16 protein-coding genes and 1 riboswitch are annotated in these 15,221 nt (G+C 40.6%); of the genes, 1 reads left to right on the top strand and 15 read right to left on the bottom strand.

The features are described from left to right. Positions 1-13: 13 nt before the first annotated feature. The 13 genes from der to CSV76_RS01715 form a co-directional block, all read right to left on the bottom strand. Positions 14-1,324 carry a ribosome biogenesis GTPase Der gene (der, locus tag CSV76_RS01775; protein WP_085428796.1) on the bottom strand — a complete coding sequence of 437 codons (1,311 nt, stop codon included), beginning with the start codon at positions 1,322-1,324 and terminating at the stop codon, positions 14-16. Between the two features lie 130 nt (positions 1,325-1,454). Further along, positions 1,455-2,603 carry a 30S ribosomal protein S1 gene (gene rpsA, locus CSV76_RS01770; protein WP_085428795.1) on the bottom strand — a complete coding sequence of 383 codons (1,149 nt, stop codon included), beginning with the start codon at positions 2,601-2,603 and terminating at the stop codon, positions 1,455-1,457. 80 nt (positions 2,604-2,683) lie between these two features. Next, a complete protein-coding gene (locus tag CSV76_RS01765) occupies positions 2,684-3,268 on the bottom strand; it encodes a lysophospholipid acyltransferase family protein (protein WP_085428794.1) in 585 nt (194 codons plus the stop codon). Continuing rightward, positions 3,268-3,942, bottom strand: a complete 675-nt coding sequence (gene cmk / locus CSV76_RS01760) for a (d)CMP kinase (protein WP_085428793.1) — start codon at positions 3,940-3,942, stop codon at positions 3,268-3,270. Before cmk ends, CSV76_RS01765 begins: the two co-directional genes overlap by 1 nt. A gap of 76 nt (positions 3,943-4,018) precedes the next feature. After that, positions 4,019-4,660, bottom strand: coding sequence for a flagellar brake protein (locus tag CSV76_RS01755; RefSeq protein WP_158232600.1), 642 nt, complete (start codon positions 4,658-4,660; stop codon positions 4,019-4,021). 67 nt (positions 4,661-4,727) lie between these two features. Continuing rightward, positions 4,728-6,011: a PepSY1/2 domain-containing protein gene (locus CSV76_RS01750; RefSeq protein WP_085428791.1), complete on the bottom strand. Its 1,284-nt coding sequence runs from the start codon at positions 6,009-6,011 to the stop codon at positions 4,728-4,730. Positions 6,012-6,034: 23 nt separating this feature from the next. Then, positions 6,035-6,832, bottom strand: coding sequence for a spore cortex-lytic enzyme (sleB, locus tag CSV76_RS01745; protein WP_085428790.1), 798 nt, complete (start codon positions 6,830-6,832; stop codon positions 6,035-6,037). 97 nt (positions 6,833-6,929) lie between these two features. Continuing rightward, entirely contained in the window at positions 6,930-7,610 is a 681-nt protein-coding gene (gene prsW, locus CSV76_RS01740; protein WP_085428789.1) for a glutamic-type intramembrane protease PrsW, read from the bottom strand. A gap of 80 nt (positions 7,611-7,690) precedes the next feature. Further along, complete coding sequence (locus CSV76_RS01735; RefSeq protein ID WP_099624573.1) at positions 7,691-8,653, bottom strand: YpdA family putative bacillithiol disulfide reductase; 963 nt, start codon at positions 8,651-8,653, stop codon at positions 7,691-7,693. A gap of 28 nt (positions 8,654-8,681) precedes the next feature. Beyond that, positions 8,682-9,446 carry a metallophosphoesterase gene (locus tag CSV76_RS01730; RefSeq protein ID WP_099624572.1) on the bottom strand — a complete coding sequence of 255 codons (765 nt, stop codon included), beginning with the start codon at positions 9,444-9,446 and terminating at the stop codon, positions 8,682-8,684. A 109-nt stretch (positions 9,447-9,555) separates the two neighbouring features. After that, complete coding sequence (locus tag CSV76_RS01725) at positions 9,556-9,861, bottom strand: hypothetical protein (RefSeq protein WP_085428786.1); 306 nt, start codon at positions 9,859-9,861, stop codon at positions 9,556-9,558. Positions 9,862-10,009: 148 nt separating this feature from the next. Then, positions 10,010-11,449 carry a RecQ family ATP-dependent DNA helicase gene (locus CSV76_RS01720; RefSeq protein ID WP_099624571.1) on the bottom strand — a complete coding sequence of 480 codons (1,440 nt, stop codon included), beginning with the start codon at positions 11,447-11,449 and terminating at the stop codon, positions 10,010-10,012. After that, entirely contained in the window at positions 11,449-12,477 is a 1,029-nt protein-coding gene (locus tag CSV76_RS01715) for a YpbB family protein (protein WP_099624570.1), read from the bottom strand. Before CSV76_RS01715 ends, CSV76_RS01720 begins: the two co-directional genes overlap by 1 nt. Before the next feature lie 112 nt (positions 12,478-12,589). Here CSV76_RS01715 and CSV76_RS01710 point away from each other — a divergent pair, with 112 nt between their 5' ends. After that, positions 12,590-12,847, top strand: coding sequence for a ferredoxin (locus CSV76_RS01710; RefSeq protein ID WP_085428783.1), 258 nt, complete (start codon positions 12,590-12,592; stop codon positions 12,845-12,847). Between the two features lie 195 nt (positions 12,848-13,042). Here the strand turns inward: CSV76_RS01710 and CSV76_RS01705 are convergent, their stop codons facing one another. Next, positions 13,043-13,624 (bottom strand): ECF transporter S component, encoded by a 582-nt coding sequence (locus CSV76_RS01705; protein ID WP_085428782.1) that lies wholly within the window; start codon positions 13,622-13,624, stop codon positions 13,043-13,045. Positions 13,625-13,814: 190 nt separating this feature from the next. Further along, a riboswitch (FMN riboswitch) is annotated at positions 13,815-13,949 on the bottom strand. Positions 13,950-14,021: 72 nt separating this feature from the next. Then, complete coding sequence (locus tag CSV76_RS01700) at positions 14,022-15,221, bottom strand: hypothetical protein (RefSeq protein ID WP_099624569.1); 1,200 nt, start codon at positions 15,219-15,221, stop codon at positions 14,022-14,024.

Below are 15,221 nucleotides of genomic sequence, written 5' to 3'. Positions count from 1 at the left end.
TCTGTTTGTGTATTTAGCTTCTTGCTCTTGTAATTAAGCGGATTGGTGTTCCTTCAAATCCAAAGGCTTCACGCAATCTGTTCTGTAAAAAGCGTTGATAAGAAAAGTGCATTAGTTCCGGTTCGTTGACAAAGACGACAAACGTTGGCGGCTTGACAGCAACTTGAGTTGCATAGTAAATCCGTAAACGACGTCCTTTATCTGAAGGTGCAGGATTTCTAGCTACCGCATCTTCCACTACCTCATTCAGAACACTTGACTGAATACGCAACGCATGATTTTCACTAATCATTAAAATATTAGAGAACAATGTATGCACACGTTGCTTCGTTTTAGCTGAAACGAAGAATATAGGTGCATAATCAAGGAATCTAAACTGATCACGAATATCATCGATAAAGTTATTCATTGTCTTGTCATCTTTTTCAAGTGTATCCCATTTGTTGACAACAAACATGACACCTTTACCTGCTTCTTCAGCAAAGCCGGCTACACGTTTGTCTTGCTCACGAATACCTTCTTCTGCGTTCATAACGATTAAGACAACATCTGAACGGTCAATGGCTTTTAAGGCACGTAGAACACTGTACTTCTCCGTGTTTTCGTATACTTTCCCTTTTTTACGCATTCCCGCAGTGTCGATAATTCTAAACTCTTGTCCATCCACTACTTTCGTGGAGTCAATTGCGTCTGTTGTTGTACCTGCTATATCACTTACGATGACGCGATCTTCTCCGAGTAACGCGTTCACAAGTGACGACTTTCCAACATTCGGACGTCCAATCAAACAGAATTTGATGGAATCGTCTTCCTCTTCTTCTAAATCCATATCTTTAAAGCTCTCCGCCATCGCATCCAATAAATCACCAAGTCCTAGACCGTGTGATCCTGAAATTGGATATGGTTCTCCAAATCCTAGTGAGTAGAAGTCATAAACCATATCTCTCATCTCTGGATTATCAACTTTATTCACTGCCAATACAACTGGCTTATTCGTTTTATACAACATCCGTGCTACATGTTCATCCGAATCTGTCACGCCATCTCTACCATTTGTCAAGAAGATGATGACATCAGCTTCTTCAATGGCAATTTCAGCCTGTAAACGAATTTGATCGAGTAACGGCTCATCACGAAGTTCAATACCGCCCGTGTCGATTAAGTTAAATTCATAATTCAACCACTCTGCTGCACTGTATATACGATCTCGCGTTACACCGGCAACGTCTTCTACGATAGAAATACGTTCGCCTACGATCCGGTTAAAGATTGTCGACTTACCGACGTTTGGTCTTCCTACGATTGCTACTGTTGGTTTTTTCATTTTCTTTCATTACACCCTTCCGACCTATCTTTGAATATTATACACAAAAAGAATGATGATGCATATGAAAGCATCATCATTCCAGTTACGCTTATTCATCATTTGTGGCTAGTTTATCACATTCCCAAGATTATTCTTGGAATTTCTTTAGTTGGTCACCAATTACATCCGCAAGTGAGAAGCCAGTCGTTTCTTCAGGCATTTCATAGCTGAAGTTTTCTTCACGTGCTTCTTTTGGCTTTTCTGTAAGATCTTTGATGCTCAATGAGATACGCTTTTCCTGTGGATTGACGTCCAATACTTTGACTTGTACAGACTGCCCTTCCTCAAGCACTTCTTGTGGTGTACCGATATGCTCATGTGCAATACGTGAGATGTGTACGAGTCCTTCTACACCAGGCAAGATTTCAACGAATGCGCCGTATGCTACAAGTCGTTTCACTGTGCCGTCCAGTACAGAGCCGACTTCCGCTTTTTCTTCGATGTTTTCCCATGGACCAGGCAATGTATCTTTAATGGATAAAGATACGCGTTCCGCATCACGGTCAACAGACAATACTTTGACTTGGATTTCGTCTCCTTCTTTCAACACGTCTGACACACTTTCGATATGTCCGTGTGAAATTTGGGAAATATGAACCAAACCATCTACGCCGCCAATATCAACAAATGCCCCGAAAGAAGCGATGCGTTGTACTGTACCGTTTAAAACGTCACCATCTTGAATTTCAGAAAGTGCAGCCTCTTTTTTCTTGTCATTTTCTGCTTGAACAACCGCACGGTGAGACAAGATCAAACGATTCTTCTCTTTATCCATTTCAACGATTTTGAAAGTCATCGTACGACCTTGATAATCATCAAATGATTCTACAAAGTGATCTTCTACTAAAGAAGCTGGGATAAATCCACGAACGCCAAGGTCAACAACAAGTCCACCCTTTACTACGTCCTTTACTTCCGTTTCGATGATTTCACCATTTTCAAATTTCTCTTCCAATGAACCCCATGCATTCTCTGCATCCACTTGGCGTTTGGACAAGACGTATGTCTCATCTTCCACTTTGGTAATCGCCAATTCTAATTCGTCACCGACTGAGACTGCATCTGCTGCTTTTTCAATATGCAAGCTGGAAAGTTCACTGATCGGAATCACGCCGTCAAAAGGAGCGCCTGCAATTTCAACAGTCACCGATTTCTCTTCAACCTTCGTCACTACACCCGTTACGTGTGCACCTTCACCGTATTCTTTAACTTCATCCATATTCATCTCTTCAGTCATATGTAGTCCTCCTCCATAATGAATCTTACATCTATATTATGCGAATCGAGACTTAAAAACAAAAAATTGCACTTATTCTTTTATTTGTACTGTTCAATCAACTTAGCAATCTCTGCCATAATTGCATCTGTTACCTCTTCGGCAGATGCTTTTCTTTCACGATAAGGCGTCATGTCCATCGCTTCGCCATACACGACTTTCAGTTGCGAGAAGGCTTTGTACGGTCCAATGATCGCACAAGGGACCACTTTCGCATCTCCTCCTTTTAGCGCGAAGAAACCTGCACCTGCTAACCCCTTTCCGATTTCCCCGGTTTTACTTCTTGTTCCTTCAGGAAAAAGGCCGACTACTTTATTGTCTCGTAATAGTTTTATCGTTTTCCGGAACGCCTCACGGTCACTCATACCACGTTTTACGGGATATGCTTGTACTTGCGGCAATAACGTTTTAAGAATAGGCTTATCAAAAAGCTCCTCTTTGGCCATAAAATGAACGGTTCTAGGACATGTGATTCCAACTACAGGCGGATCCAAATTGTCTATATGATTGGTACATAAAAGTACGCCGCCCTCTTTAGGGAAATTTTCTTTGCCGATTACTTTAATTCGATACAGTGGATAACAAACAGTACTAATCAAAAATTTGCCGAGTGGATATAAATTCATCATGCTAACCTCTTTTCGGCATATTTGATAATACTATTCGTCACTTCTTCTATTGTCTTCCCTGTTGTGTCAATTGTAATCGCATCTTCCGCTTTTTTTAATGGCGAAATCTTACGTTCGCTATCTGCTTGGTCTCTTTCGCTAATTTCTCTTTTCAATGTTTCATAATCTGACGTCATGCCACGCTGTTGTTCCTCTAGCAAACGACGCTCTGCACGTTCTTCTACAGAGGCTGTCATGAAGATTTTCAACTCCGCTTCAGGTAAAACAGCAGTCCCGATATCTCTACCATCCATTACAACGGATGATTGCGCAGCAAGATCTTGTTGTTTAGCAACCAATAATTCACGAACAGATGTCAATGCTGCGATCGCTGAAACGTTTGTGGTCACTTCATGAGAACGTATCGCATCCGTCACTTCAATACCGTCTAGCAAAACTTTTTGCATCCCTTCGTCTGGTTGCAATTCAATTTCAGTTTGTGCAATTAATTTAGTAATTTCTTCTTCATCACGCGGATCAATGGCACTTTGTAGTACTTTGTAAGTAATAGCACGATACATAGCTCCTGTATCGATATACGTGTATCCTAATTTCTTAGCTACTAATTTAGCAATTGTACTTTTACCTGCTGCTGCAGGGCCGTCAATTGCGATTCTCATTCCACTATTCATGCTGAAAACCCCTCCATTTACGCCTTTATTGTACCATATGAAAAAAAGAAAAGTCTGCTGTAGACAGACTTTCCTGTTAGTTATTTCGTAATTCAAGCTGTCGTTCAAAACAATAGCGAATAATATGTTGTCGGTCTTTCTCATCTACTTCATCAAATTTGAAAGAAGTCAGTCTGCGTTTCTCGCTTTCCCAATTCCTTACTACTCTTGCTTTACATGAAACATATTTGATTTCTGTTTTTGAGAAATATAACACAATGATCAACTTTACTTCTTCATTTTGTGCAAAATAATCATGATCTTTCATATTGACCGCTAAGCCGCCAGCACTCAGATCCATTGAAACTAACTGTAGTGAGGTGGCATCAGCCTGCAATGCTACGTCGAGCGAAGTATCTACGCGAACGAATTCTCTTCTCTGGATTTTAATCAGTTGCTTATCTCCAGGATACTCCAGTTTAAGCATAGGAATTGTTCGATTGATACGGCTATGCACTTCGGTACGAAATGCGTAAGACATCTTATAGTCATCCACGAACGTTACTAATAATTGTGTGCCATCTATGAAGAACGCCGTTTTTCCTGTTGCCATATTGATAGGATAATCCATCATAAAGTGATCATCACCTTCAATATCAACTACACGACACTTGAATTTCTCCGATTCTTCCGTGTAATCCTTTTCTATTGTTAATACCGTTCCGATAGTTAATTTCATTTCTCCACCTGCCATTCGTCCTATACATTCATTATGTCATGTGGAGTACATTTTTCCAATCCTTTTCTTATTGTTTTTCTGTCGTAATGACTTCTAATGTATCAGTGTCGACAAGAATTTTGTATGTCTCTACGTTCTCTTCGCCTGAAACAACCGTGAGATAGTGCGCAAGACGCTGTTGCATTTGACTATTTTCTACATATGCGAGCTCTTGCTTCATGACCGTAACTTCAGGTCTGAAGAATGTGTGCCACTCGGCTGTACGAATAGGTTGCGGTTTTGGTTGCTCTTTACGAATATATTCGGACGCATTGAGACCGATCACTTCTCCGTTATCTTTTGCTAATTTGATATGAATCGGGTCCGAGAATACTTTAGCCCCATTTTCAGGATACACGCGGACATAAACAAAGTGCCAAGCCGTATCGTTCTCTCTCGCTTCTTCGAGAACCAAATCTTTATAATCAGCCTTCTTTAAAAACTCGTCAGCTAACTTCTCCAATTCTTCATACGATACTGCAGGTTTACCCATACGACGCTCCACAAGATAGGACAATACATGACCGCCTTTTTCAGTTAGATCAATATAGCCGATTGAAGAGTTTTCCGCAAAACGGATATGATAAAACGGATAGGGAGCACCTTTCCTACTTCTTTCCGCTGCAATGATATCATTTGACACGGCGGGCAAAAGCTTTTTGAATTTCTGAATCGCCTCGTCCTCGCTTATTTTCTTTTCTTTTATATCGCGCAACTCTTTTTTCTTCTGAGCATCAGACTCACTTGCCGTTAAAGGGAATACCGATTCTGTATATTGCATGACAGACTCTCCCATTTTCGACCAATTCGCTTTACCATCTGGTGAGTCGCGCAACTTCTTTTCCCAGTTACTCATCGACATTCTTCTTGAAAACATGTCTTTTGTTGCCAATTGCCATTCACTCGTTAATTCATTAAGATTTTCTGAAGCGCGTTGCATGACACCATAATATTCGTCAGGTTCACCATTTTCCGTAGATTCCTTTGCAAAATTCCCTAACCGTCCTAAGTAATTCATCCAGGAAGTAGAGAAACTTTCATCGACAGGTAGAGAGGAAATGGACGATTTGATGTCCGAAGACAAACGCCAAATATCTTCTCTCTCTTTTGCGGAACTTTTTTGATCTTCAAAGAGCAACGACTTGTTTACGGCCTCTTCCAACTCCCCAAGTTTTTGCGAGGCATCTGTCATACTTTTCGAATACTGGCCATTTAGTGCAATCGATAACTCTTCATTTTCACGCACTGTCCCAAACGTATAGATTCCTAACACAATAAATGAATAGGTCAAAATGAAAATCATGCTTCTCATAATAAGCTAGGTCCTCCTTTCTATTAGTCACAAAATATGTGTAAACCGATTTTCTTAATTTGTGGTCTCGACCAAATCCATTTGCTAGTTGCGGTAATTGGATTGAAATAGTAAATAGCGTTCTCTGAAGGATCCCAGCCGTTGATTGCATCGATGACCGCTTCTTTCGCGCGCTCGTTCGGTGTCAGCCAAATCTGTCCATCCGCAACCGCAGTAAACGCGCCTGGTTGAAATATGACCCCACCAATTGAATCAGGAAAGTCTGCATGTTCAACACGATTTAAAATAACTGCTGCCACGGCCACTTGCCCCTCGTATGGCTCTCCACGCGATTCACCATAAACCGCATTCGCTAATAAATTAATATCTTGGTCAGTGTATTTAGGCGGTGCTTGCATTTGAGTTTGCGACTGTTTATGTGGCGCGCCGCCCTTTTTCACCTGCGATTCCAGCGACTGACCACCATAATAGGTAAATTGGTTGCCCTTAGCAATCTGTCCCTTTACATACTTTTCATCGTAATCCGTAATTCCTTGCAACTTCTTCTGGGTTCCTTTCCCAGCAATCCCGTCAAGCGGCAAACCGTATTGCTCTTGGAAATTGCGCAATGCCCAGTAAGTCCCAAATCCAAAATTGCCATCAATCTCTCCGTGATAGAAACCGATATATTGAAGTCTCGCTTGTAACTCAATGACATCATCTCCTTTTGCACCTTTTGCCAAGTCACGTCCACTGAATGCTTCACTATGACTCGCAAAGAAAGAAAACATCATGATGCCTGCCAGTAATAAAAATAGGAAGCGTTTTGTAATTCGCTTCATAGACATCCACCTCCAAAAAATTGTGCTTCCTTGTAGTTTGTCCAATATGCAGTATTTTATAAGGCAAAAAATCCGTCTGATTAATTCAGACGGATTTCTAAAAGTTTGATTGATTTTTTTTTCTGAATTGCTGCATCGCAAAAGTGTGTGCGTACTTTACTCGTGTCAGGCCAAACCACCAAAGGAACAGCATGAAAGGGATCATTAAATATAACCAATAATCATAGGTAAATAAAATCGAATTATAAAGTACATGAAGCAAAAATGGCGCCAAAAATGCAACGGCTATCCACTTCGCTTTTTCTGACACTATAGAAAACTTAGCTTTACCAAAATAATAGCCCATGACCACACCAAATAACGCGTGACTTGAGACGGGTAGCAATGCTCGAATAAAAGCTGTGTCCAAACCGAAGGACAGTAAATATAAAATATTTTCTACTGTAGCGAATCCAAGTGATACACTTGCTCCATACAATATTCCATCATAGGCATCTTCAAATTCAATTGTTTTATATACGAGAATAAAAATAATAATCCATTTAAAAAATTCTTCTAAACTGCTTGTAAATAAAACATTGCGGAAAAATTCACTATCAAATACACGCTCTTCCTCAAAAACATGTTGAATAAACAAAATTGGGAATGTCATGATCGCACCGTAAATGAATGCATGGAATAGCGACTTGGATGGCTCCTTGGCAATTTGTTTACGTAAATACAAATAACTGAAAAGTGCCAGCGCCGGCGCTATTGCGACTGTCAGTAAGATAAACATAAGCGCCTCCTCATGTCGATAGTATACCACACACTAAACGACAAAAGTCGCCTGACCTATAAGGCAAGCGACTTTTCGATTCACTTCCGTTGTTGGATAGATTGCGCAATCATTCCACCATGGAAACGACCATTTTCGATGAAAATCTCATTGGCATTATTGCCTGCTGCAATGACACCTGCTATAAATAAATTCTCCACGTTTGTTTCCATTGACTCTTCATTGAAAATAGGACGGCCCGACGTCTCATCCACCTCGATACCTATTTTACGTAAAAATGCATGGTCCGGATGATAGCCAATCATCGCAAAGACATAATCACTTTCGAGATCAAACGATTCACCTTGCTGATTAACAGTGACAGCTTTTTCATTAATTTTGGTAACGTCCGCATTGAAGTACATATCGATTTGACCATTCCGCACTAAACTATCAAAGCCAGGCAAAATCCAAGGTTTGACACTTTTTGAATACGTATCATTACGGTAAACGACCGTAACATGCGCTCCAGCACGCTGTAATTCCAATGCCGCATCGACTGCAGAATTTTTGCCACCAATGACTGTTACTTTTTTATTGAAATACGGATGTGCTTCTTTAAAGTAATGGAAAACAGTTGGCAAATCTTCTCCTTCTACATGTAAACGATTAGGCTGATCATAATAACCTGTTGCCACTACAACATACTTTGCACTATAGACCGCTTTATCCGTTTTTACGGTGAATTGATCACCGTTTTTAACTACATCTTCCACTCGCTCATGGCTATTAATTTGCAGCTCTTCAATTTGTGCAACGGTTCTATAATAGACCAATGCATCATTACGTTTCGGCTTATCCATCGCCGTAATAAATGGCGTCTTGCCAATTGATAACTTCAAGCTTGAACTAAAAAAGGTTTGGTGAGTCGGATAATTATAAATGGAATGCACGATATTTCCTTTTTCAATTACTACTACCGACAAACCGATATTTTGTAGTTCAATTGCCGCTGACAAGCCACATGGACCGCCACCGACAATTACTGCATCTACAGAATTCATGACATCTACTCTCCTGACTTCTTACTGCCTAATAGCGAACTTCCACTACATGACATTCGGGTTTTGCACCGAGTCGTAACGGTAATTTGGTCGTTCCATAACCGTTACTGATTAATTTCGCACCGTATTTCGTTATCTGGAAACACCCTAGATCCTGCAATCCCCATGGCCCAAATCTAATTTGCCCACCATGCGTATGCCCAGCAAGCGACAATTTAGGTTGCAGTTGTTTCTCTACCTTTTTAAACAAAGAAGGGTTGTGCACAGCGAGAATTAAATACTCATATCCACTTGCTGAGTCGATTGCTTTATTGATATCGACGGTACCATTATTCCGATCCTGCAGTCCACACAATCCGAAGCGCGGATGATTTGGTACGGTTGCTGTACTATCTACGAGTACCGTTGCGCCTACTTCATCCATCACTTGTAAAATGTTTTTTCTACCAACTTCTTTATCATTATTACCGAAAATATAAAATAGCGGTCCGACTGAAGACAGCAATCGCATGTTATGCAAAATCCGCTCCATAGGTACACCTTTTTCTGCTACATCTCCGCCTACTATGACCGCATCAATTGCACGCGTACGTAATTCATCGATTAATCGAGGCGAGATAGTACGTCTGTGTATATCCGAAATAAAGAATATATTCAGCTGTTTAGTAGGATTTGGATCAATCGACAAAGTATGCGTTAGCAAACGATTTCGATTGGCCAACGTATACATATACGTCAACGTAGTTATTGCTGATAAAAGAACTGATATTCCTGCTGTTTCTGCCTTTTTCATTTGTCAGCTCCCATAGAAAAAAGCAAAGTATCCACTTTGCTTTTGTAGTAATAAATTTCATTAGTAGTATAGCAAGATTCCGATAATACCCTCAACCATTTTACTTTCCTTATGAAACTGCACCCAAGTATTCTGTCATGGTTGGATGAAACCCAACCGATAACTCCACTTTTTCCACTGGCACTTGATCGGGAACGTCAGGGGAATAGAGATCGGATAATACGTAGAGTAAAATAATAATAGGAATTAGCGTAAAGATTGCTAGAAAAATATTAATGATCTTCACGCGACCGTATTTTTCCTCTTTCTTCTTTCCATGTACTTCTGCACGGGAAGGAAGTTTATCGGAAGGCACTTTATCTTTAATCTCTTTTCGCTGCCGTTCAAAATCCATCTTATATTGATCGTTTAACATGTCTAATTTCTCCTTCACACCGCATAATGTCTGTTGCTATTATATGATGCAATTCGTTTATTCATCCGTGAAAAGTACGTCCGCTCATAAACTCATCTGTTTCTATTATGCCGAATTTTGTCTTAAAAGTAAATACAGACAGTTAGGATCAACCTAATAATTGATGCAGTCGTTCACGCCATTGTAACGGCTTAGCGACCCTTTCAGGTAAAGATTCTGATTTCATTAGCCAGCTATCGTCAAGATTCTGGCAGTTTGAACAGCAATCCATTTCTGCTGGTGAGGTGTTTTCGTCAAAAAACTGCACTAATTTTCTCCGTAAGCAACTATCACATTTTATATAACTTTCCATTTCCTCAATTTGTTTCTCTTTTACATGATAAATCTGCTGGATTTGTCGAACGACATTTTCCACATCAAATTGTTCCAAATAATAATCAAGTAGACGGGATGAGACTTCAGACAATCCTGCTTGTTCTGCAGCCAATTGCTCTCCAGTTCCCGCTTGCAATAAAGAAGAATAATAAAGTGTTTGCTGTTCATCGGGCAAATCTTCATAGACAATGAATTTTACTTTCTGAATATCTCGATCATTATACAAAAGAGTGGCGGCTGCTTTTCCTCCGTCACGCCCTGCACGCCCGACTTCTTGTATATACGCACTGGGAGTGGCAGGGATATGTTCATGAATAATTTGTCGAATATCATCTTTATGAATTCCCATACCGAATGCATTAGTCGCGCAGATCCACTCAAGTTCTCCTTGGACAAATTGTTCTTGAATGATTGACCGTTCGTCCTGTTCTTTGCCCCCGTGGTAACTAGCAGTCGCGATGCCTCTTTCTCTGATGATTGCAGAAAGTTCATCGGCTCGCTTTCGTGAAGCTACATAAATTATACCAGGACCGATTGTCGTAGAAAGCCTGTCGATAATCCATTCTGTCTTTGCTAATTCATTGTCCATCTTCAATACACGATACGAAATAGCCGTTCGATCCATTGGCTGACGTTCAATATACGGGTTATTCATTTGCAAATACGTAGTGATATCCCCCACTACTTTTTTATTCGCAGTAGCCGTTAATGCCAAAACCGGTGCTCTTCTTGAAACTGCAAATAGTTCCTTTAAGCGCAAATAGTCTGGACGAAAGTCAAATCCCCACTCTGAAATACAATGCGCTTCATCTACTACGAAAAAAGCAATATGTAATTGGTTGACGAGTTGTTGAACAGGTTTTTGCATCATCATTTCAGGAGATAAAAAAATAAATTTATATTGAGATAAAGTAGACAGCGCTAATTCTTTCTCTTGTCTGGACAAGAATGAATTAATGGCCACAACACGTTTCTCTTTATGTTTACGTAAATTAGCAACTTGATCTTCCATTAACGCAACGAGCGGAGAGATAATGACGACTGCACCATTGAGCATATACGCAGGTAACTGATAGCAAAGGGATTTTCCCATGCCTGTAGGAAAAATCGCTACCGCATCTCTTCCTGCGAGAATTTCTGTAATGACTTCTTGTTGTCCTGGACGAAATGATTCATACCCAAATTTTTGATGCAAAACTTCCTGTAGCTCCATTAGCTCTCCCTCCTTCCAATAATGATTATTAATCGTAGTTGAAAATACGTCAATTCTGGACACTGTTCTTTTAATACACGTAATCGCTTTGTTTGGATCTGTTCTACATGACGCCAAACTTGATCAATTTGTTCGTTTGTCACAAACTCTTCATATGGAAAACTTTCTACATTCGCAGCCATTTCAATAAAATGATCTTCTATTGTACTTAATTTCAAATTCCGCAAAGAAGAAATTTGTTCAACGGTATAACCACGCTCGAATAGCTTCCTCGTTCTCTCAGCGGATTGTGTCAAATACGTGTCCACTCTACAACCTGCAGCTAATTCTTTTAGCAATGGAGTATTTCGTTGTTGGTGAATAAAATCGAGCAACATATGCAATGCTTCTAGATAATAAAGTTGGATCGAACGGATCGGCATGTTGAGACTTTCTGCCATCTGCTCCCAAGTAAAGGCGGTAAGCCGGTTTCCTGATAATCGACCAATCACAATTGTACATTGCAACTCGGGTACTTGAGCGTCTGTTAGTGCGTGTTCCAATTCTTTCTGCAGCGATATAGATAGTGTATTCATCGGTTTTGATTGATTACGCAGAAATCCTTTTACAAATTGCTGAGTAGGCAATTCTTTCTGAATCGGCATGAACATAGTTTCACCTCTTCGTAAATTAGACAAGGTTTGAACTATCAATGCCAATCGCCTACCGAATTCTCTTTCACGTCCACGATAGTCCCAGCCATTAAATCGCCACATTTCACTCCCTGTCGCCATTTGACCTTTTGCTGTGACATAAACAAGTTTATCTATATAGATAAGACCGTCCGCCACCATCCGCTCGAGCGCCTGCTGGAATTCGCTTGAGGACAACTGTGGCAACAGTGCGTAGTATGATTTGACTTGATAATATTCGACGTCTTGCAATGTCTGTCCCGATCGTTTCCCACGAAGTATGTGGTAAACACCTTGCGCCGAACGCTCACCATGAAGGCGTTGAAAGATCGTTAGTAAGATGGAATCAAAACTCATTTGCGCTCCCTCCTGAAGAAATAACGTTTTTTTGTTGAAAAGTGATGAAAACAGCTTTAGAATGGAGTAGATACAAAATAGGTTGAGTGAATGGAAGAAGGGAGAAAGACAAATGTCTAGCAAAAAATATACGATTGTCGATCAGGATACGTGTATAGCTTGCGGGGCCTGCGGGGCTGCTGCACCAGATATATATGATTATGACGATGAGGGGATTGCATTTGTTATTTTAGATGATAACACGGGAAACACTGAAGTTCCAGAAGAACTGATGGAGGATCTCGAGGATGCGTTTGATGGCTGCCCTACTGATTCAATTAAAATTGCGGATGAAGCCTTTGAAGGCGATCCATTAAAATATGAAGATTGATTCAATCCCGACAACACTTCCTACTATTGGATGTGTTGTTTTTTTGTTTAGGTTAGGAAGAAAGGTCGGCATTAGGATTTGCGAGTTCGAGACACTGCAGGAACGTAGTGACGAGTCGAGTCGCCTCTCCTACACTCCAATCCCATGCAAAAACAACGCCAGCCTTCCTTTTCGGAAAGACTAGCGTTGTTATGATTAAAATGATAATTTCTTTTGTTGCTGAAGAATCCACTTCTCCATACTTCTATATAACATCAATGTGATGACCAATAAAATGACACCCTTGACTAGGTTGAACGGCAAGATTCCTAAGATAATCATCTGATACAATGAGTCGCCAGTAACTGCTGGCATACCAAGGAAGTATGTGTACATCGGCAAGAACACTAAGTAATTCAACAAGCTCATACCTACTGCCATTGCTACTGTCCCTGCGAACAAACCTGTCATCAGACCTTTAGCTGAACGATACTTCATGAAGATCCAGTAGATCGGCATAATGAATAATACACCTGTCGCAAAGTTTGCGATTTCTCCTACCGGTACTCCTGTCGGGCTGCCTGATAAGAACCAGTGCATGACGTTTTTCAATAACTCCACGCCAATACCTGCTACAGGTCCCATTGTCATGATTGCCATAACAGCAGGAATCTCACTGAAGTCGATTTTTAAAAATCCGGGCATAGCCGGGATGGGGAAGTTAAACTGCATCAACACCGTTGAAATACTTCCCAATATTGCCACCAAAATTAACTTACGTAACTTCTTGTTATTCACTTGTTCCTCTCTCCTTTTGCGATTCACTTCAAAAGAGGAAAGGCTTGCACATCTGCTGTTCCGCGAAAAATCCCTAAAGCAAAATATGCCTTAGGGAGAGTAAAATGCACTGTTAAGAGCAGATAAATTCAATGAATTTATCCGTCAGAAAACAAGCACCACTTTTGCGTACACAAAAAGATGGCTGCACCTTCACCTTCTCCCATCCAGACTATACTGTCGGCTCCGGAATCACACCAGAATCAGCTGTTAAGCTCGCGGGCTAAAAGTAGAAAACTACTCCATTTCCGCCGGTCGGGAATTACACCCTGCCCCGAAGATGAATCAATATTTAATTATGACTCTATTGTAGCGTAAAAAAACTGTTTTGTAAACTTTACGAGTTTACAAAACAGAATTATTCGTTAATCAGAAACTTAGGGTTTGCACCAATCGGTTTTTCGATTGCTTGTGTAAAATCAAAGCGCCCCCATTGATCTTGTTTAATTTGATCAAACTCTACTTGCTTATCAAAGCTAGCCGCTGTTAGTAAAATCCCCTCAATCAGTTGCATAGCTTCTTCATATGGTAGATTATTTAAGTCCAGTATCTCACTAAATTTCACGCGCACTTTATTTTTTTCATCCGTAACCGTGAAGTTTACTCCATCAGGAACAACAGACGAGTAGATATCGTTTGGTGTCTCTTTCATCGCATTCAATGCTTCTTCTACTGTAGCGTAAGCCTTACCAAAATTCGTCGAAAGAAATACTTCTCCATCCGATTTCTCAAATCGATAGTATGCCTGACGCGAGTTATTACCTGTTATGATAAGAGGTTCTTCAACTTTCCCTACTCCGTCAAACGTAACGGGTGATGCGTCTTCTTGTAGAAATCGGATTTCATCAAAACCGTAGAATGTATCTTGTACAGACAGATTAAGCATCTCAAGCGTCGCACTCGATCGATCATAAGAATGGTCAGCTGAAAACTTCATTTGAACTTGTTTTCCAACTGATGAAATCGTCGCCATATAAGGGTGATACTCTGTGAAGCCAAGTGACCCTTCATCTATTGTATTCGCATACTCATTATAGAGTGCCACTGCGTCTGGAGATGACCCTAGACCTTCAGGAAGTCGTTCATTCGGGATCAAGAACGTCACAGGGACAATTGTCGCCTGATCGGTAGCCAGCCCAATACGGAAAGCTGTGTGATCGATGAGATCATCAGGATAAGCAGCATTGGTAAGTGGCGCTGCAGTCTGTTTCGTAAAGACAGATGTATCACTTGAATCTTCGGACTGCATTTCTTCACTATTTTCCATCTCGATAGTGCTTGCCGATTCACTCGTTGTTGCTTTATCCATTGATACTTCATTGTTCTGTTGAAGGAAAGTTGGTATGAGTATAGTGAGCAACAGGACCGCTGCTACAGCTGCAATAATTGATGGCCATTTAGATTTTGACGGAATGTTCTTTGGCTCTTCAAGTTCTGTAAGTCTGGCATCGTTTTTCAATCGTTGCAAGATCTCTTCTTTGGACCGCCGATCTTCCACGACTGGCATATGACGTAATCGTTTCTCCATATCGTCTTCATTCCACTTATCGTTACTCAT

The sequence above is a fragment of the Sporosarcina sp. P17b genome, from assembly GCF_002743115.1.
Lineage (GTDB): Bacteria > Bacillota > Bacilli > Bacillales_A > Planococcaceae > Sporosarcina > Sporosarcina ureae_C.
This window is presented reverse-complemented; position numbering and strand designations above follow the sequence as displayed.